The organism is Pseudarthrobacter sp. 10T415 (assembly GCF_056394175.1).
On record NZ_JBFTHJ010000006.1, the window covers coordinates 1 to 19,717 of the forward strand.

At 65.7% G+C, this 19,717-nt stretch carries 14 protein-coding genes, 1 tRNA gene and 1 pseudogene; 1 reads left to right on the forward strand and 15 read right to left on the reverse strand.

From position 1 onward, the window contains the following. Window positions 1-416 (reverse strand): annotated as a pseudogene (locus AC1DBN_RS10060) (HNH endonuclease signature motif containing protein); the annotation flags it as partial. A 128-nt stretch (window positions 417-544) separates the two neighbouring features. Here AC1DBN_RS10060 and AC1DBN_RS10065 point away from each other — a divergent pair. Beyond that, window positions 545-634, forward strand: a tRNA-Ser gene (locus tag AC1DBN_RS10065). Window positions 635-818: 184 nt separating this feature from the next. Here AC1DBN_RS10065 and AC1DBN_RS10070 read toward each other — a convergent pair. The 14 genes from AC1DBN_RS10070 to AC1DBN_RS10135 form a co-directional block, all read right to left on the reverse strand. Next, window positions 819-3,098, reverse strand: a complete 2,280-nt coding sequence (locus AC1DBN_RS10070; protein ID WP_477723108.1) for a gluconokinase, GntK/IdnK-type — start codon at window positions 3,096-3,098, stop codon at window positions 819-821. Between the two features lie 29 nt (window positions 3,099-3,127). Next, a complete protein-coding gene (manD, locus tag AC1DBN_RS10075; RefSeq protein WP_056076642.1) occupies window positions 3,128-4,357 on the reverse strand; it encodes a D-mannonate dehydratase ManD in 1,230 nt (409 codons plus the stop codon). 109 nt (window positions 4,358-4,466) lie between these two features. After that, a complete protein-coding gene (gene uidB / locus AC1DBN_RS10080; RefSeq protein ID WP_091718177.1) occupies window positions 4,467-5,876 on the reverse strand; it encodes a glucuronide transporter in 1,410 nt (469 codons plus the stop codon). 268 nt (window positions 5,877-6,144) lie between these two features. Continuing rightward, window positions 6,145-7,524, reverse strand: a complete 1,380-nt coding sequence (locus tag AC1DBN_RS10085; protein ID WP_477723197.1) for a mannitol dehydrogenase family protein — start codon at window positions 7,522-7,524, stop codon at window positions 6,145-6,147. 89 nt (window positions 7,525-7,613) lie between these two features. After that, the gene (gene uxaC / locus AC1DBN_RS10090) at window positions 7,614-9,038 is read right to left on the reverse strand and encodes a glucuronate isomerase (protein WP_477723109.1); all 1,425 of its coding nucleotides are present in this window, start codon (window positions 9,036-9,038) and stop codon (window positions 7,614-7,616) included. Window positions 9,039-9,112: 74 nt separating this feature from the next. Next, on the reverse strand, window positions 9,113-10,183 hold the full coding sequence (locus AC1DBN_RS10095) for a LacI family DNA-binding transcriptional regulator (RefSeq protein WP_477723110.1): 1,071 nt from the start codon (window positions 10,181-10,183) through the stop codon (window positions 9,113-9,115). A gap of 85 nt (window positions 10,184-10,268) precedes the next feature. Further along, the gene (locus AC1DBN_RS10100; protein ID WP_261620881.1) at window positions 10,269-11,435 is read right to left on the reverse strand and encodes a Gfo/Idh/MocA family protein; all 1,167 of its coding nucleotides are present in this window, start codon (window positions 11,433-11,435) and stop codon (window positions 10,269-10,271) included. Between the two features lie 30 nt (window positions 11,436-11,465). After that, window positions 11,466-12,326, reverse strand: a complete 861-nt coding sequence (locus tag AC1DBN_RS10105; protein ID WP_477723111.1) for a sugar phosphate isomerase/epimerase family protein — start codon at window positions 12,324-12,326, stop codon at window positions 11,466-11,468. A 47-nt stretch (window positions 12,327-12,373) separates the two neighbouring features. Next, complete coding sequence (locus tag AC1DBN_RS10110) at window positions 12,374-13,255, reverse strand: ATP-binding cassette domain-containing protein (protein ID WP_091718167.1); 882 nt, start codon at window positions 13,253-13,255, stop codon at window positions 12,374-12,376. After that, window positions 13,252-15,090 carry a dipeptide/oligopeptide/nickel ABC transporter permease/ATP-binding protein gene (locus tag AC1DBN_RS10115; protein ID WP_477723112.1) on the reverse strand — a complete coding sequence of 613 codons (1,839 nt, stop codon included), beginning with the start codon at window positions 15,088-15,090 and terminating at the stop codon, window positions 13,252-13,254. Before AC1DBN_RS10115 ends, AC1DBN_RS10110 begins: the two co-directional genes overlap by 4 nt. Beyond that, window positions 15,087-16,028, reverse strand: a complete 942-nt coding sequence (locus AC1DBN_RS10120) for an ABC transporter permease (RefSeq protein ID WP_091718164.1) — start codon at window positions 16,026-16,028, stop codon at window positions 15,087-15,089. The genes AC1DBN_RS10115 and AC1DBN_RS10120 overlap by 4 nt, the downstream gene beginning before the upstream one ends. 84 nt (window positions 16,029-16,112) lie before the next feature. Continuing rightward, window positions 16,113-17,645, reverse strand: a complete 1,533-nt coding sequence (locus tag AC1DBN_RS10125) for an ABC transporter substrate-binding protein (RefSeq protein WP_314215968.1) — start codon at window positions 17,643-17,645, stop codon at window positions 16,113-16,115. 146 nt (window positions 17,646-17,791) lie between these two features. Continuing rightward, complete coding sequence (locus AC1DBN_RS10130; protein ID WP_477723113.1) at window positions 17,792-18,802, reverse strand: Gfo/Idh/MocA family protein; 1,011 nt, start codon at window positions 18,800-18,802, stop codon at window positions 17,792-17,794. After that, complete coding sequence (locus AC1DBN_RS10135; RefSeq protein WP_477723114.1) at window positions 18,799-19,641, reverse strand: sugar phosphate isomerase/epimerase family protein; 843 nt, start codon at window positions 19,639-19,641, stop codon at window positions 18,799-18,801. Before AC1DBN_RS10135 ends, AC1DBN_RS10130 begins: the two co-directional genes overlap by 4 nt. Window positions 19,642-19,717 lie beyond the last annotated feature (76 nt).

Here is a 19,717-nt window from a genome sequence, read left to right on the forward strand (position 1 = left end):
GCAGCCGCGACCGCCGGCATCGCACAGATTTTCCGGGACTGGCTGATGAATGCTGCCGCMGCGCCCGGGCTAAGCGTCAGGACTCCGGCGAGCTCCGCCGTCGTGGACATCTCAACGAACGCCCGCTCCGACCCTGTGGCATCCGGCGGCGTCATCGCCTCCTGGAATTCCGCGAACTCCGCGGTATCCCGTGCCTTGCCCGCCGCGATCTCGGCTTCCAACTGCTTCCAGAACGCCAGCCGCTGCAGCCGAAGCTCAGACTTCCGCTCCAACACATCAACCACTGAAGCTTCGCCTTCGGCGTCAGGATCTTGAGCGCAATCCACCTGCGCGTCCCTCAGGAAGAGCGCGTCGAGGCCGGCGATAGAGACCCGAAGACCCTCCATCGCCGCTGCCCCAACCACTGCGTTTCCCATAAAGGCATCATCGCGCGAGGGTCTGACATTCACAGTGAACCCGTTAGACCGTCGACGGCCCTTCTCCGAGCGTTCGCCAAGGCGTCGTTTTGGGGATGTGAGCCTTGCTCCGGTACCCTATTGAGGTTGGTGACGTGTCCGAGCGGCCGAAGGTGCAACACTCGAAATGTTGTTTGGTGTAAAAGCCAACGTGGGTTCAAATCCCACCGTCACCGCCACTTAGAAGGCCCCCGTTCCTCTCGAGGAACGGGGGCCTTCTGCGTTTCTGGATTCACCGCAGCCCCCAATTTGTCGGCCTGAACATAGCCCGCCGCGGGGCCCACCTGGCTGCCCAGCGGACACAAAACAAAGCACCGGACGCAGGGGGTCTCCCCGCGCCCGGCGCTCTGAGCCCGGCGGCTGTTACAGCCGGGTGTCGAAGGAATCGCAGAACACGTTGTCGTTGAACGTGCCTTGGAATTCGGATTTGCCCTGGATCTTCGCCACGGCAGCCCTGATGGCCTCACGCGAGCCGGCGTGCGCATGGATGGCGGTCTTCACCATCGGCACGTCAATGAGGTGGTTCGGCTGGTTCAACGAGACGAACACCGTGGGGACCTCCGTGGCGTACCACGGAATTTCGGCCGCCATCGGTGAGGACCATTTGATCCTGATAGCTGCCTCCTGCGCGAAGCCCTTGACGTTGGCGAACACGAAGGCAGCGTCATACCGGTCCGCGTAGTCGGCGGTGGCCTCTTCAGCCAGGACGGACATAAAGTTCACCCCGGTCTCCCCCGTGGCCTCGCGCTGCTCGGCAGTCCGGAACAGGTCCACCTCGAAGCCGGCGGCGACCAGCTCCTCCTTGACCGTTTCCAGGTACGCCAGCGGATCGGCCCGGGTGAAATCGGCCCCGCCGGAGATGCCGTAGAGCCGGATCCGGGGATGCGTTTCGGGCGTGATGGGCAGGTTCCCGGCGGTGTCCTTGACCAGCGTGACGGTCTTGTCGGCCACCTCGGCGGCGATGGCACGGTGCGTGTCAGAACCTATGACCGAGAGTGCCGAAGCCGGCGGCACCAGCTCCTCCAAGGATTTGCGGTGCAGCCCCAGCGAGGCCTTCAGCCCAAGGATCCGCCGCAGCGCGTCCTGCAGCCGCTGCTCCGTGATCACGCCGGACTTGTAGCCGTCCAGCATGAACTGGAAGTCCTCCGCAGGGTTCCGGAAGAACAGGAACATGTCGCAGCCGGCCGCGATGGTTGCCGGCACCAGGTCCTTGCGCTTCTGCGCCTGGGTGAGGCCCACCATCAGCGAGGCATCGGTGAGGACAAGCCCGTTGAAGCCGAGTTCGCCGCGCAACAGGTCCTGCAGCAGTTCCGGCGCAAGCGTCGCGGGCAGGATTTCGGCATCGGACAGCCCCGGACGGAAGTGCCGCGACACCTCCGGCGCTCCAATGTGGCCCACCATGATGGACTGCACGCCGTGCCCGATCATCTCGCGGTACACGTGCCCGTATGTCCGGTCCCACTCCTCGTAGGAGAACGTGTTGTAGGACGTGACCACGTGCTGGTCGCGTTCGTCCACGCCGTCGCCCGGGAAGTGTTTCATGGCGCAGACGGTGGGCGATTCGCTGATCCCGTCGAAGTACTCCTTCGCCCGCTCCACCACGATCTCCGGGGTGTTGCCGAACGAGCGCGTGGAGATGACCGTGTTCCGCCAGTTGTAATGGATGTCCACGATCGGCGCGAACGCCCAGTTGCAGCCCAGGGCCGCAGTCTCGACGCCGGCCACCTGGCCCATCTGGCGCGCAATGTTCTTGTCCGGGTGGGAGCCAGCCTGGAGGTGCGTGGAAACGAACGTGCCATCGTCGCAACTTCCTGCCCCGCCCATTTCCGGGTTGGAGGCGATCAGCAGCGGCACGCGGGACTTCGACTGCGCGTACCGGATGTGCTCCTGCACGGCGGCGGATGGCCCCGGGCGGTATCGCATGCCGCCCACGTGGTAGTTCTCCAGCACACCGTCGAGGTACTCGGGCGCGTAGCCGTTGTTGTGATTGATGAAAAGCTGCCCGATCTTTTCCTCGAGCGTCATCGAGCTGATGGTTTCTTCCACCCAGGCCACCGCGTCGCCGTCGAGATTGAACGGCGCGGCCGCCAGGTCGACGTCGAACTGCCGCGGCCGCGTGCCTGCGCTACCGGAGGAAGGACGTACGACGGCGGCAATGTTGGCGAGTGCCGATGCCACCACTTCGTCAACGGGTGCTGAGATGTCGACGACGAAGCCGGCTTCGTCCGCTTCCAGCGGTTCCAGCGTGGCGAGCTGGGAGTCCAGCAGCGTGGTGGGCATGAAGTGCCCGGAACGGCCTTCGAGCCGGCGGGCGAGGACATCCTTGCTGCCGTGCAGGTGCAGGAACACCGTGTCCGGCGCCTGCTCTCGGATGGCGTCGCGGTAGCTGCGGCGCAGTGCGGAGCAGGCCAGGACCAGTCCCCCGTCGCCGGCCTTGGCCAGCTCCGAACCCACCGTGGCCAGCCAGGGCCAGCGGTCGTCGTCCGTGAGCGGGGTTCCCGCGGCCATCTTGGCGACGTTCTCCACGGGGTGGAGCGAGTCGCCGTCGAGGAACGGGACGCCCAGCTCGCGGGCCACGAGGTCGCCGATGGTGGTCTTTCCGCAACCGGAAACACCCATGACGATAATGCGATGCTTAGTCATTGCTGCTGCCTCACCAGTCATGCCCGCGTTCACCAGTCATGCACGGTGCCGTCAACCAGGCGGTTGTACGGCAGGTAGGCCTGCTGGTAGGGGAATGCCGCGGCGGCTTCCTCGTTGAACTCGACGCCGATGCCCGGCTCGTCGCCCGGGTGCAGGTAGCCGTCCTTGAAGGTCATGGACTGGTGGAAGACCTCGTTGGTCTTGTCCGAGTGCTGCATGTACTCCTGGATGCCGTAGTTGTGGATGGCCAGGCCCACGTGCAGCTGGGCGGCGAAGCCCACCGGGGAGATATCGGTGGGGCCGTGGAAGCCGGACTTGATCTGGTACTGGGCGGCGAAGTCCATCACCTTCTTCAGCGGGGAGATACCGCCGAAGTGGGTGGAGGCTGCGCGGACGTAGTCGATCAGCTGTTCCTTGATGATGGTCTGGTAGTCGTACACGGTGTTGAAGATTTCACCGATGGCCAGCGGCGTGGTGGTGTGCTGGCGAACCAGGCGCAGGGCTTCCTGGTTCTCGGCAGGGGTGCAGTCCTCGAGCCAGAACAGATCGTACGGTTCCAGGGCCTTACCAAGCTTCGCGGCCTGGATGGGCGTCATCCGGTGGTGGCCGTCATGCAGCAGCGGGATTTCCGGGCCAAACTCGTTCCGGACGGCCTCGAACACACTGGGCAGGTGGCGCAGGTACGCGCGGGTGTCCCAGTCCTCCTCCACGGGGAACGCGCCGCGGCCGGCGGGCTCGTAGTCGTAGCGTTCGCCGGAGGCCTGCGCCTGGGCGGCGACACCGTACACGGCCTTGATGCCCGGGACGGCGGTCTGGATCCGGATGGACTTGTAACCCAACTCCAGGTGCTCGCGCACGGAGTCAAACAGGGATGGAATGTCCGCGCCAGAGGCGTGGCCGTAGGCACGCAGCCCGTTGCGCGACGCACCACCCAGGAGCTGGTAGACCGGCATGCCGGCCACCTTGCCCTTGATGTCCCACAGCGCCATGTCCACGGCGGCGATGGCCGCCATGGTCACGGGGCCCCGACGCCAGTAGGAGGACCTGTACAGGAACTGCCAGGTGTCTTCGATCCGGTGCGGGTCCTTGCCGATCAGCAACTGGGCCACGTGCTCTTTCAGGTACGCGGCGACGGCGAGTTCACGGCCGTTCAGGGTGGCGTCACCAATGCCTGTCACACCGTCCTCGGTGGTGATCCGGAGGGTCACGAAGTTACGCGACGGGCTGGTGACGAACACTTCGGCGGCAATGATTTTCACAGCTGGTCCTTTCGAGCGGGGCTGGCCTGCGGGCTGGTCTGGTGGCCCTGGGTTGGTGGGCCGGGTTTGGCGAACTGGTACTGATGGGGCTGGTGCCGGTGCGGCGGGGCTAGCTTCTGTGCGCTGCGGGCGCCGCTGCGGCGGGGGCTGCAGCCTGCTGGACGGAGCCGGCATCCGATGTGCCTTCTGGCTCCGCGCGGCGGGCCTTGATGTCCCGAAGAATGCCTGCATGCATGTCGTCGGTGAGCTTGTAGCGGGACATCACCAGCACGGCCAGGAGGGTGAGGACGGCCGGGATTGCGCCCGCTGCAACCTGGATTCCGAACGCGGCCTCGGCGGTCTGGGCAGCCCCGGATTTATAGCCGCCCAGGGCCAAAGCGTAGGCCGCGAGGGCGCCGCCCACCGCCTGCCCGGTCTTGCGGGTGAAGGAGAAGAGCGCGTAGGTGATGCCCTCGGTGCGGACACCGGTCTTCCATTCGCCGTACTCCACGGTGTCCGCTTCAAGGGCCCACACCACGATGTTGACGGCCATGACGCCTACCAGGCTGACAACGAGGCCGCCGAAGCCGATCCAGGTCTGGCTGGCCGGGGCGAGGAAGATGATGATGCCGCCAACGATCGTGACAACCGAGGCGTAGATGTAGACGTTCTTCTTGCCGATGGTGCGGACCAGCCGCGGCATGATGGCCGCCAGCACGAAGGTGAGGACCAGCTGCACGATGGAGAGGACCGGGTACAGGTCCAGCCGGCCCAGCACGTCGCGCAGGTAGTACAGCTGGACCGAGGTCAGGGCCAGGTAACCGGTGAGGAACAGGAAGGAGCTCAGGCACAGCATCAGTAGCGGTTTGTTGCTTTTGAGGGTGTCCACGCTCTGCTTGAGGGATACGTTGGGGACCGAACGGTGGACGCGCTCCTTGGCCGTGAAGACGGTGAAGAAGTACAGCGCGGCACCTATCACCACGAAAGCGAGGGTGATGCCGGTGAAAGTTGCCTGCAGGTTGGCGCCGGGCTTGATCAGCGGGGCGACGAAGATACCCAGGGACGAGCCCACCAGCGCCGCGCCGATCATGCGGGCGGAACCGAGCTTGGCCCGCTCCCCCGGATCCTGCGTCATGGCGCCGGCCAACGAGCCGTAGGGGATGTTCACCAGGCTGTAGGCCAGGCCCAGGGCGGCGTAGGTGACGTAGGCGTAGAGGAGGGTGCCGGTTTCGCCGATCTGCGGCACGGAGAACGTGGCAACGCTGAGCAGGAGCAGCGGGATGGAACCGAACATAATGAACGGGCGGAACTTGCCGAACCGCTTGCTGAAGGTCCTGTCCACGATCCGTCCGGCGAAGACGTCCGCGAAGGCATCGAAGATCCTGACGGCCAGCAGCAGCGTTCCTGCGGCTGCCGCCGAAATCCCGGCAACATCCGTGTAGTAGACCAGCAGGAACATGGTGGCAGTGGTGAATGCCAGGTTGTTGGCGGCATCGCCGGCGCCATAGCCGACGATGCTGAGCCGGTTCAGCTTCTTCACGAGGGGCTCCTTTACCCACTGCCGCGAGGCAGCACATTGAATAAGTCTGGTTGTAATCCTAGTCACTTGGCAAGCAAATGGCAAGCGGTTGCCATCTGGTTTTTGCCCTGCAGAATTTGCTGCGCGCTACGGGTTTCCTGATCCATTTCGCATCGCGGAAATGACGCGGGCCAGCGCACGCAAAACTGCCCGGACGCGCGGTGCGTCCGGGCAGTTCCCTAAGGCAGGTGGGCGCGGCCGTCGGACCGACGGGCAGGCCGAGGGCGACCTATGCCCCTTGGCGGGCGAAGCTTCCTGCGAGTCCGGCTACCAGTTCCACTACGGCGCCATCCCGTGAGAGCGGGACGCTCAGCAGGGCCAACAGGGCACGCACCCGGTCTGCTCCGGCCAGCGCGCAGGCAGCCGCAATGTCATCTGACAGCGGGTCCTGGACAGTCCGGCCGCCTTCTGTTGCGTCGATGCAGAACGCAACCCACGCCGCGATCATGGCGGCCGCGCCCTCACCGGACCTCCCGCCGTCGCGCTCTGCCGTCAGGACGGGAACGGCACGCATCCGCAGCTTGGTGCTGCCGTCCATGGCGATCTGGGTGAGGTGATGCGCAATCCGCGCATTGCGAAACCGCGCCAGGAGCTGCTCCCGGTAGGCCGGAATTTGGAGATCTGCACCGTGGGCTGCCGCGCCCGTGAGGTTGGCCTCCGCTTCGTTCCAGAAACGTTCGACGGCGGCCAGGCACACCGGGTCTGCCAGGGCTTCGGCAACGGTTGCGTGCCCGCGGAGCTGGCCGGCGTAGGCCAGCAGCGAGTGGGCGCCATTGAGCAGCCAGAGCTTGCGGTTCTCGTACGGTTCGATCTCGTCGACGAAGACGGCCCCGGCGTCCTCCCAGCGCGGGCGTCCGGCCGGAAAGTCACCGCTGAGCACCCAGTTGCGGAACGGCTCGGCCACCACCGGTGAGTTATCGAAGTAGCCGCATGCGGCCTTGACGGACTCGACGTCGGCATCCGTGGTCCGCGGCGTGATGCGGTCCACTGAAGTGCTGACGAAGCTGGTGTTCTCAGCTATCCAGGCAGCCAGCTCCGGATCCCAGGCCTCCGCCATGCCCACTACCGCGGTGCGGGCCACGGTGCCGTTGTTGGAGAGGTTGTCGCAGCAGACGACGGCGAGCGGTCCGGCGCCGGCAGCCTTGCGGGCGGCGAGTGCCCGGACCAGGCGGCCCACCGGAGTGGCCGGCCGGCCGGCGGGCCCGGCTGCGAGTTCCTGGAGGTCTGCGGCGACGCCCGGGGCTTTCCGGTCCAGCTGGCCGTCGGCACCGAGTCCATAGGCGGCCTCGGTGATGGTCAGCGTGACGACGGCGGTGCCGGCGGCGGCGATCAGCGCGGCGAGGCGGCCGGCGTCGGCCCCGTTCACCGCTTCGACGATGCTGCCAACGACCTCGAAGGTGTCACCGGAGTCCCCCCGCTCGACCACCGTGTACAGGCCATCCTGCTGTGACAGGGCCTCCGCCGCGTCCGGGCGGCGTCCGGTGAACGCTGCGATCCCCCACTCGGCGGCATCCCCGGCGTGCTGCGTGTACCAGGCCTGGTGCGAACGGTGGAAGGCGCCAAGCCCCAGGTGGACGATCCGGACAGGTGCCTTGGGCGCGGGCCGCAAGGCCCGGCTGAGCTGCGGGACGGCAGGTGCCGCGGCCCCGCGATGGGTAGCGCCGGCGTCGGACGGTCCGGCGGCAGTCTTTTCGATAGTCACAGCTTGAAGACCCTTCGTGGGGAGACGTCAACGATGTCGACGATGAGCTCGTGGGCGCGCTCCTCAGTGACCCGATGCTCGGCCACCAGGCGGGCCAGGAAGGAGGCCTCGATCCGGCGCGAGGCGTCATGCCGGGCGGGAATGGAGCAGAAGGCGCGCGTGTCATCGATGAAACCGGACGAGCGGGAGAACCCGGCCGTCTCGGTGACGGCGGAGCGGAAGCGGAGCATGGCGTCCGGGGCATCGAGGAACCACCACGGTGCGCCCAGGAACACTGACGGATAGAACCCGGCCAGGGGCGCCAGTTCCCGGGAGAAGACCGTCTCGTCCATGGTGAACAGCACCAGGTGGAAGTCCTTGGCAGTGCCGAAATCCTGCAGCAGCGGCCGGACCGCCTCGGTGTAGTCGATGGCGAAGGGGATGTCATGGCCGCTGTCCGCGCCAAATTTCCCGAACGTTGGATCGTGGTGGTTGCGGAAGGAGCCGGGGTGGATGGTCATCACCAGGCCGTCCTCCACGGACATCCGGGCCATCTGGTACATCATGTGCGCTTCGAAGTCTTCGCGGTCCTGCGCCGTGGCGTTGCCGGAGCGGGCAACGTCGAACAGGCGGGACGCTTCGGAATCGCTGAGCTTGAGGGTGCGCGGCGTGCGGACGCCGTGGTCCGCGGAGACGGCGCCGTTGTCCACGAAGTAGCGGCGGCGGTTCTCGAGGGCGGTGATGTATGCGCCGTAGCCTGTGCCGCCGTCGCCCGCTGCGGCGATGAGGCGCTCCACGTTGTCCTGCCACTGCGGGTGCGCGATGTTTAGGTACTGGTCCGGGCGGAACGTGGGCAGGACCCGGCCGTGGAAGGACGGATCCGCGGCGATGGCCTGGTGGCTGGACAGGGTGTCCAGCGGGTCATCGGTGGTGGCGAGCACCTCGATGTTGAAGTCCTTGAAAAGCTCGCGGGGCCGGAAGCCGGGTTCCTGGAGGCGGGCGGAGATGGCGTCGTAGCTGGAATCCGGGTCACCGGCGTCCGGTTCTTCCTGGAGGCCGAAGACGCTCTGGAACTGCGTACGCAGCCAGTAGCCGGAGGCAGTGCCCTCGAACAGTGGCCAGGCCTTGCAGAACTCGCGCCATACGGTGCGGGCATCCGGAACCGCACTGGGGTCGCCCTGGGCACCCGACTGGGGCCGCAACAGGTCCTGGTCAACACCGCTGGCGTGGATCAGGCGCGTGACGTAGTGGTCCGGGCTGACCAGCAGCGCTGCAGGGTCAGGAAAGGCGGTGTTGTGTTCGATGACGGCGGCGTCAACGTGGCCGTGGGGGGAAATGATGGGCAGGTCCTGGACGCGTTCCAGCAGGCCGCGGGCGATGCTCCGCGTTCCGGGGTCAGCGGGCAGGAGCCGGTCGGGGTGGGAAGCAATGGACTGTGACATAGATCAATGATCGTTTTGGCAACCGGCGTTTGTCAACCGGTTGCCAAAAATTGCCATTTAGGTGGCGCAGGATCTCAGGCGGGGTGGCCCGATGCCAGGAGCCTGCCGCTGGAACCACGCAGCACCAGCTCGGTTTCCACCTGCAGCGCCGGGGACACTTCCTCCGCGCCGTGCAGCACCTCCAGCAGCAAGGTTGCCGCCTCGGTGCCGCAGGCCGTCATCGGCGACCTGATGGTGGTCAGCGCCGGAGTGGTGAAGTCCGCACCGAAAATATCGTCAAAGCCCACAATGCTGATCCGGTCCGGAACCTGCACGCCCGCGGCCTGCAGCTCCTGCATCAGGCCAATGGCCAGGAGGTCGTTGTACGTCATCACTGCCGTGGCACCGCTGGCGACGACGTCGCGCGCAACCTGCCTGCCGCCGTCGACCGTTGGCTTGGAGGAAGGAAGCTGGACGCACTCCAGGTGGGACCACTCGCACGCAGCCTTAACGCCTTCCCAGCGGCGGGTGGTCATCCAGGACTGCGGCGGCCCGGCCACGTAGGCAACCTTCCGGTGGCCGTTGGCGGCAAGGTTCCGCACGGCTTCGCCAATGCCCTTGTTCACATCCGGAACCACCGAAGGGACGCCGTCCACCTGGCGGTTGATCACCACCACGGGCTTCTTCCGGGCCAGTTCGCGGATGCGGGCATCGTCCATGCGGGGGCTGGCCAGGATGAGACCGTCCACCGTGGTCAGCATGCGGCGCGCCGCCGTCAGTTCGGTGTCCGCGGATTCGGCCGACTCGGCGAGCATCAGAGTGTAGTCGCGGGCAGTGGCCGTGGATTCAGCGCCGCGGATGATGCCGAAGAACGTGGGGTTGGTGATGTCGGCGACGATGAGGGCCAAGGTGTTGGTGCGGCCGGTGGGCAGGGCGCGGGCGAAGGGGTTGACCCGGTACTCGAGCTGGGCTGCGGCGTCCTCGATCAGCTTCTGGGTCTTGGCGCTGACCCGGCCAGGCTTGCTGAGGGCACGGGAAACCGTGGAGGGGTTCACGCCCGCCAGCTTGGCAATGTCGTAGATGGTGGCGCTCGATTTTCCGCTGCGGACCGGTTTCCGGGCTTCGGCGGATGAATCGGAAAGGTCCTGCGTCCTGGATTCGCTCACTGCCCCATCCTAACGAGGGAAGGACCGGAAATGGCCAGCGGTTGCCCTGCTGTTGCAGGGTGCAACCACTGGCCATCCAGGCCGGTCAGCTCCGCTCGGGGAACTGGCCTTCGGCGGCGATCCGCTTGTTCAGCTCGGCAAGGAACACGTCCTCGTCGAAGTCCAGGCCCACTTCGGTGCCGGTCCAGCTGGAGAGGTGGATGGCGTTGGCAAGGCGGACACCGTTGATGCCGTCCGAACCAGGGGCAAGCAGCGGCGTGCCGTCCAGGATGTTGGCGGCGAAGTTTTCCAGGACGCCGGCGTGCTGGCCGCCCCAGACGGATTCGAACTCGATAACCTCGGTGGTGTAATACTCCTCGGGCTTCAGCTGGCCCATGAAGAGCTTGCGGACATCATCCATGCCCATGCCGTCGCTGAGTTCACGCTCGGGCTTGTCCAGGCGCGTGACAGTGGCGGTCTTGGAGCCTTCGACCACGATCTTGCCCTGGTCGCCCAGGATCTCGAAGCGGTCGGTGCCGGTGAGGTCGTGCGTGGCGGTGACGAACACGCCGGTGGCGCCGTCGCCGTAGTCAACCACCGCGGTGACCTCGTCCTCGACGGCGATGTCCCGGCGGAAGCCGTAGGCCACCTTGGCGTAAACGGACTTGGGCACACCGCAGATCCACTGCCACAGGTCCAGCTGGTGGGGAGCCTGGTTGACCAGGACGCCGCCGCCCTCGCCGCCCCAGGTGGCCCGCCAGGCGCTGGAGTTGTAGTAGCCCTGCGGACGCCACCAGGTGGTGATGATCCAGTTGGTCCGGCGGATGGCACCGATCTCGCCGTTGTCCACGATCTCCTTGATCTTGCGGTACAGCGGGTTGTTGCGCTGGTTGAACATGATGGCGAAGGAGAGTTCCGGCTTGGACGCCGCGAATTCGTTCAGTTCCTTGACCTGCTTGGTGTAAACGCCGGCGGGCTTTTCCACCAGGGCGTGGATGTTGCGCTGCAGCGCTGCGATGCCCATTTCGGGGTGGAGGTAGTGCGGGACGCAGGTGACGACGGCGTCCACGTCACCGCTGTCGAGCATGGCGATGTAGTCATCGTGGAAGGGGACGCCCGGGTAGGTTGACGCGGCGAGTTCCTTTTTGGCGGGGTCCGTGTCGCAAATGGCCGCGATTTCCATGTTCGGCACCAGTCCGTCGGTGATGAACTTGGCGTAGGCGCCGCCCTGCTGGCCCAGGCCGATGATGCCGAGGCGTACTTTCTTGCTCATGTGGTTGTACTCCGTTTGTTCGATCGAAAATTAGAAGAGGTCCGCGTGGCCCATGGCGGCCAGGTTGTCGTAGGAGGTCTGGAGGGCGTCCCACACGGTGCGGCCGTACAGCTCGTCCTGTTCCACCAGCAGGTACTGGGCACCGGCCTCGACGGCGGCGGGAACGATGGAGGGGAAGTCCAGGTTGCCCTCGCCCACCTCGGCGAACTGGACCACGTTCTTGAATTCCGCCATGAAGCCGGGGAAATCACCCTTCTCCAGCAGCCCGAACGATGATTCCGGCATCTGTCCGATCCGGTAGTCCTTCAAGTGCACCATGGCTGTGCGTCCGGCGTACTTTTCCAGCGTGCGGACCGGGTCGAGGCCGCCGCGCTGGACCCAGTGGACATCGATTTCCATGCCCATGGCCGGCGAGTTGTCCGCGATGATGTCCAGCATGTACTTGCCGTCAAACTTCGCGAACTCGATGTGGTGGTTGTGGTAGTACAGGCTGATGCCGTGCTCTTGGAGCCGTTCCGCATACCCGTTCGCTTGCCTGGCAAAGTCCACCACAGCCTCGATGGACTTCATGGCGGGAAAGGGCAACATGCCGATCCGCAGCAGCGAGGTGTCCAGGCGCTTGGCGTCGTCCACGATCTTGTCGAAGTTCTCCGCCAGCGACTCCACGTGCATGCCCTTCCGGCCTTCGACATTGACGGACAGCGCCGCGATGTCCATGCCGAGTTCGCTGCGGGACCGGTCCAGTTCGGCCACGTTCTCCGGCGTCATGGGGATCTGTGAGATCTCCACCGCGTTGTAGCCGATTGCGCTGACCTTGCGCAGTGTCTCGAACGCTCCGATGTCCGCGAAGCTGTCCTTGAGCATCATGGCTTGTACGCCTATTTTGGCCACGTCATTCCTCCGTTGTTCTTCTCGTTAGCCTGCAACCGAATCCCCGCTCAGGCGAGGACGGCTGCCTGTTCGTTCTGCTGCCGCTGCTGTTCGAGCAGGCGGTGCCTGTCGGCTCGGCGCTGTTCCTGGCGGTCCGGGTCCGGGACCGGGGACGCGAGCAGCAGCCGCTGGGTGTAGGGGTGCTCGGGGTTCCGGGTCACGACGTCGGCGGGGCCCTGCTCCACGATCCCGCCGCGGTACATCACGGCTACGCGGTGGCTGATGTGCCGGACCACGTCCAGGTCATGCGAGACGAAAAGGTAGGACACACCGGTATCACGTTGGATCTGCAGGAACAGGTCCAGCACCACCGCCTGGGTGGACAGGTCCAGGGCGCTGACCGGTTCGTCGCAGACGATCAGCTTGGGTGAGAGGGCGAGTGCGCGGGCGATGGCCACGCGCTGGCGCTGGCCGCCGCTGAACTCGCGGGGCAGGCGGCTGATGGCGTCGGCGGGGAGCCCCACCTGGTCCAGGAGTTCGCGGACCCGTTTCTTGGCCTCCGCCGGTGACTTGCCCTGCACGCTGAGCGGTTCGGCCAGGATGTCGCCGATTTCCAGGGCGGGGTTCAGGGACGTGTAGGGGTCCTGGAAGACCACCTGCAGGTCCCGGCTGAGTTTCCGCCGCTCCTTGCGGGTGGCCTGGCTGATGTCGTTGCCCTCGAAGATGACCTTCCCCCCTGTGACCGGCGCCAGGCCGAGGACTGCACGGCCCAGCGTGGTCTTGCCCGAGCCGGACTCCCCCACCAGGCCAAGGGTCTCACCCTGGCCGATGCTGATGTTGATGTCCGACAGGGCACGGAACGGCTTGGCGCGGAACCCCTTCCCGGGGTACTCCACAGCGAGTTTTTCCACCCGGAGCAAATCCTTGAACGCGGCATCGGTGCTGGTCATTTGACGGCCTCCTTGGCGGGCGCGGAGACGAGCATGGTCATGGGTTCCTTGCCTTCGAGCATGGAGGACAGCAGCATCTGCGTGTACGGGTCTTTCGGTTCGCGCAGGATGGTCCGGACGGGACCTTCCTCCACGAGGCGGCCGTTTTGCATGACCACCACGCGGTCGCAGAGGTCCGAGACGACGCCGAAGTTGTGCGTTACCCGGATGACGCCCACGTTAAGGCGGCGCTGCAGGTCCCGGATGAGGTCCAGGACGTCTGCCTGGACGGTCACGTCGAGGGCGGTGGTGGGTTCGTCGGCGATGATCAGGTCCGGTTCGCAGCTGATGGCCCCGGCGATCAGCACGCGCTGGGCCATGCCGCCGGAGACTTCGTGCGGGTAGGCCTGGAAGGTCCGCTCCGGGTTGGCGATGCCGACGTCGGAGAGCAGTTTCATGGCGCGCTTGGTGGCCTCGGCCTTGGAGATGCCGAGCACGCGCACCATGGGCGTCACCAGCTGGTAGCCGATGGTGAAGGCGGGATCCAGGTTGGACATGGGCTCCTGCGGAATGTAGGAAATCCGCTTGCCGCGCAGTTTGGTGAGCCGCTCCTGGCTGACCTTTTCCTCGCCCGGGGCAACGGTGTAATTGCCGTCGAACTGGATGGAGCCTGCCACGATCCGGGCGGTGCCGGGCAGCAGTCCCAGGATGGAAAAGGCGGTCTGGGACTTGCCGGAACCGGATTCGCCTACGATGCCGAGGATCTCGCCGCGGTCCACGTGGAAGGAGACGTCGTCCACCACTTTCTTGATGGAACCGTCCGCCTGCGGGTAGCCCACGCCGAGGTTGGTGACCTTCACCAGGTGATGTTCGGTGCCGCTTTCGACGGCGGCCACGGCGCCGCGTGCCTGGCGCACCTTGGCGGGTGCCGGCGTCGTGCGTTCCGTGGCAGAAGCCGAAGCTGCGGCCTTGCGCTTCCGCTGCTTGATCTTCTCGCCGTCCTCCAGCGCGTCGCGGACCGCGTTGCCCAGCAGGACCAGGGCACCGACCGCGAGGCCGATGGCCACCGCCGGCCAGAGCAGGAGCGTGGGGGTCAGGTAGACGTTCTTGAAGCCCTCGCTGAGCATGACGCCCCAGGTGGCAACGGTGGGGTCGCCGAGGCCGAGGAATTCGAGGCCGGACTGGACGCTGATGGCAACGCCGCAGACCATGGCGGTCTGGATGATGATGGGCGCGCGGACCACGGAGAAGATGTGGCGGCTGATGATGCTGCGGTCGCTGAGGCCGGCAACGCGGGCGGCGTCGACGTACAGCTCGTTGCGCACCGACTGGACAGAAGTCCGGGTGAGCCGGAAATAGCCGGGGCTGAGGAGGATGCCGAAGGCAATCATCGAGATCCACACGGAGGGGCCGAAGGCGGCCCGCACCGTGAGCAGGACGATGATGCCGGGCAGGCTCATGAGGATGTTGACGAACCAGCCGGCGATGCCGTCGAATTTTCCACCGTAGTAGCCGGCCACCAGGCCTGCGGGGAGGCCGATGCCGATGGCGACGGCGGCGCAAAGCAGTGCCGAGAGCAGCGTGGTGCGGGCGCCGAAGGCGAGGCGGCTCCAGACGTCGCGGCCGACGCTGTCAGTGCCCAGCAGGTGGTTGGCGTCCGGGGCGGCGAGGGTGGAGGCGATATCCGCGAAGTTTTCGTCGAAGGGTGCCAGGACGTCGGCGAGGACAGCCATGGTGACGAGGACCCCCAGGATGGCCAGCGCAATCAGGCCCATGGGGTTGCGGAGGACTTTGTGGATGACGTGGGACCGGACAACGACGCCGGTCTGGCCGGTGAGCTCGACAAGCTGGCTCATGAGACACGCACCTTGGGGTTCAGCCAGCCGTTGATGAGGTCCACCAGCAGGTTGACGATGATGACGATGACGACGGTATAGAGGACGACGCCCATGACCAGGGGGATGTCGCCCATGGTGGTGGACAGGACGGCGAGGTTGCCGATGCCGGGCAGGGCGAAGATCTGCTCGATGATCACCACGCCGCCCAGCATGCCGATGAACTGCAGGCTGAGGACTGTCAGCCCGGTGGGCGCGGCGCTCCGGAGGACGTGCTTGAACAGGATTTCGCGTTCCGGGATGCCACGGCTGCGCAACGTGCGGACGTAGTCCCGCTCGAGCTGCTTGATGACGGCGCTACGGACCTGCTGGGCGCCGCCGGTGACGCCGTTGATGACCAGCGCGATGGCGGGAAGCGTCAGGGAAGCGGCCCATGCTGAAGCTCCGGCGTCCGGAGCGATGCTGGACGTGGCCGGAAAGAGCTTGAGCTGGATGGCGAACAGCGTGACCAGGATGATGGCCAGGACGAACCCGGGAATGGCGTCGCCGACGATGGCACCGGTCTGGACCACCCTGTCGATCCAGCCGCGCTTGACGGCTGCGGCCATGCCCAGCACTGTGGCGAGGACGGCGATGAGCAGGATGGCGGCGATCACCAGGGTAAGGGTGATCGGAAGCCGGGTGGCGATGGCGGTGGCCACGGGTTCGCCGGTGAACCATGAGCGGCCGAAGTCGCCGGTGATGGAGTGTCCGGCCCAGTCCAGGAACCGTACGGGCAGCGGCTGGTCCAGGCCCAGCTCCGTTTCCTTCTGAGCCACCTGCTCCTGGCTTGCGTACTCCCCCAGGATGTTGCGGGCAATGTTGCTGCTGGAGAAATACAGCAGGAAGTAGGTCAGGAAGGAAATCGCACACAGGACGACAAGCCCCGCAGCAATCTTCCGGATGATGAACTGAACCATAATGCGCTCCGTTGGGCGTTGGCCGTTGTGGTGATTAAGTCTTAGGGCGGTGTGGGGCCGGCGGACCGGCCCCACACCGGATTGCTACTTCGCCGGAGCGTAGTTGTAGATGGACGGGACAGCCTGCTGCAGCTGCGGTTCCACGGTGATCTTCTTGCTGGTGTAGTACATCTGGTTCAGCCGGAACAGCGGCGCGAACCAGGCGTTCTCGGTGACGTAGGTGTTCACCTTCTTGGCCAGTTCGGAGCTGTTTTCACCACCCACGTGAACCTCTTCCACCAAAGCGGCGATCTCCGGGTTGGTGGACTTGAACGGGTTGTACAGGGCCGAGGTGGAGATCATCTGGTTGATGGCCACCCACGGCTCGCCCTGGTAGAGCTGGAAGGTGGCGGCGGCGAACTTGCCGGCAGCCATGTCGCCCACGTAGTTGGCCTGCGGGACCGACTCGAGCTGGACCTTGATGCCGATATCGGACAGCTGCTGGGAGTACACGGCGTTCAGTGCCTCAAAGCCTGCCATGGTGGGGATCTTCAGGGTGAAGCCATCGGGGTAGCCTGCTTCCGCCAGGAGCTGCTTGGCCTTGGCAGGATCGTAGGAGTACCTGTTGTCCAGGTCCGCCACGAACGCACCGCTGTCCGGGCCGAAGACCTGGCTGGTGGGGGTGCCCTGGCCCAGGAACTGCTGGTCCAGGATGGTCTTGCGGTCAAAGGCGTAGTTGATGGCCTGGCGGACCTTCACGTTGGCCATTTCCGGGTTGATCTTGCCGTCACGGTCGTAAAGCAGGATGCCGTGCCAGTCCACTTCACTCTTGGTAAGCACCAGGCCTGCACCCTCGGCCTGCTTGCCCGTCTTCGGGTCCAGGAGGGCGCCGTCGATCTGGCCGGAGACCAGGGCGTTGGTCCGGGCGGTGATGTCCGGGAGTGACTTGATGGTGACCTTTTCGAACTTCTGCAGGTCCTTGTTCCAGTAGTCCGGGTTCTTGGTGTAGACGTACTGCGAGCCCTTGACGCTGCTGGCAGTGTCCAGCTTGTAGGGGCCGCTGCCCACGGGGTCGGTCTTGATGCCGGGGGTGCCGATGGCCTTGGGGCTGGCGACGAAGCCTGCGGCCTGCGTGAGGTAGTACTCGAAGGCCGGGTCCGGGGTGCTGAGCGTGATGGCAACCGTGCTGGGGTCAACCACGGCAACCGATGCCATGGAGGCCACCTGGTATACGTCGCGGCCCTTGGCCTGCTGGAAGTGGTCCAGGTTGGCCTTGACGGCGGCGGCGTCCACGGGCGTTCCGTCCGTAAACTTGGCGTCGGTGCGAAGCTTCAGCGTCAGGACGGTGTTGTCCGCGTTCCAGGACTTCTCGGCAGCCAGCATGGGGCTGATGGTGCCGTCCGCTTCGCGGATCAGCAGTGTGTCGTATACGGCCTGGTAGTACGGCATGGTGTGGCCGATGTGGGCGTCTACCGGGTCGAATGACGGCAGGTCTCCGAGTTCGGCGATGGTGAGCGACGTGGTGGCTGCGCCACCGTTCCCGGAGCCGGTGGCGGAACCGCCGCCACCGCAGGCAGTGAGGGCCAGTGAGGCGCTCAGTACGAGGGCGGCCGCTGCCGCCTTGGGACCTAACTTCATTGTTGGCTCCTTGGATGAGTGGAGTAGTGCTTTTGGTGAAGGTGTGTGGCGTGCGCCACACCGCTTGTGAAACCCACAGTACGCATCGTTGCCATCTTTGGCAACCGGTTGTCAGAAAAGTTGCACTTTTGTTTTGCAGCCGTCTGTCAGGAAACGCTTTCAACCCTGTCGGGGTAGCTCTGGCGGTAGATGTCCTTAATGATCCGCAGCGATTTCTCCGCTTCGGCAGGGCTGATCCAGAACGGTTCTGCCTCACCGAGGCGGGCGTAGAAATCGGCGATCAGCAGCTCGTGCGACACACCCCAGTAGTCGCGCCCGCCGGAGGCGCTCCTGCGTTCGGGCACCACGTCCACGCGCCCGTCGGCATACGTCACCGTCAGGTCGCCCCGCAGGTTCAGGACAGCCTTTTCGGTGACGACGTCCAGGGTCACCGGGGCGTTGTACGGGTTCGCCAGGGTGGCGTAGAAGGCGCTGCGGGCACCGCTGGCATGCTCCGCCACGAATTCCGCAGTGTCCTCCACCTCGATGTCGCCGCCCAGGAAGCGGGTGGATGCGTTTCCGCTGACGGCCGTGATATCCCCCGCCAGCCATTGCAGCAAGTCCAGGGTGTGGATGGCCTGATTCATGAGGAGGCCGCCGCCGCCGCCTTCCCAGGTTCCGCGCCAGGGCCGGTTGCGGTAGTAGTCCGCCGTGCGCTGCCACATGACTGTGGCTGAGGCACCCACCACAGCCCCAAGGTCACCGGTTGCCAGAAGCTGGTGCATTGCCTGGGACGTGGCGTTGTACCGGTTCTGGAAACAGACAGCGATTTTTGCGTGGTTCGCTTCGGCTGCTGCCACCAGACGCCGGCCCTCTGCCAGCGTGTGGGCCAGCGGCTTCTCCACGATGACGTTCACGCCTCTTTCCAGGCAGTCCGCCGCAATGGAGGCATGCTGATTGTGCGGCGTGCAGATGTGCACCACGTCAGGCCGGATCTGCTCGATCAGGCTGAGGTGGTCACTGAAGCCCGGGACGCCGAAAGTCTCCACGGCTGCGGCGAGCCGCTGGGGGTCGGGGTCGCATACCCCGGCCAGCACGGCGTCGTCGAGCTTGGCAATGGCCTCGAAGTGGACGGAGGAAACGTCGCCGCACCCGATGACGGCCGCCTTGGCCGTCACGAGAACGAAACCCCGTGCTTATCGGCGAGCGCGGCGAAGGCGCGGGCAGCGATGCCGAATGCTACCGGGCCGGAAAAGCCGCCCAGTTCGTGGGCGCTGGCGAGGTGCGGCTCCAGGGAGGCGAAGCCGCTGAAGCCGTCCGCCTTGAGGGCGGCCACCGTGGCGTCCAGTTCGCCGTCGCCGTGGCCGGAGGGGACCACCTCGCCGGTGCTGAACAGCGCGTCCTTGACCTGGAAGTATTCGAGGTAGGGGCGGAGCATGGCGTAGCCCGCGGTGTACGGCTTGACGCCCACCTGCACGAAGTTGGCGTTGTCCCACGCGACGCGGAGCGCCGGGGAAGCAACGGTTTCCATGATGTCCAGGACGCGCTCGGGGGTGTCGCCGTAGATGTCCTTTTCGTTTTCGTGCAGGAGCACGACGCCGGCCGCCTCGGCTTCCGCTGCCAGTGCGGCCATGCGGACCAGGACGTCGTCGCGGATGTCCTCGGCGCTTTGGGCCTCGGCGCGGTAGAAGGAGAAAATCCGGACGTAGGGGGTGTCCAGGCCCTTGGCAACGGAAATGATCTGGCGCAGGCGCTCCACCTCATGTTCCACGGGAAGGCTGACGTCCACTTTGCCGATGGGGCTGGCGACGGCCGAAACCTTCAGTCCCCGCTCGTCCAAAATGGCCTTCAGCTCCCGCACCTGCTCGGCCGTGAGTTCGGAGACGTTCGTTCCCCACGCGCTCCGGACCTCGATGTGGCTGGCACCCAGTGCCAGCAGCACGGCGGCCTGCACGTGCGGATCGGGATCGATTTCGTCGCCGAATCCGGACAGGGGCCAGGTTGCAGTTTCGCTCACGGTTTCTCCTTGGTGCTGGCATGCGGGGCGCGTCTTTGGCCGGGGGCATGCCGTGGCTGGTGTCACATCTCCCCTG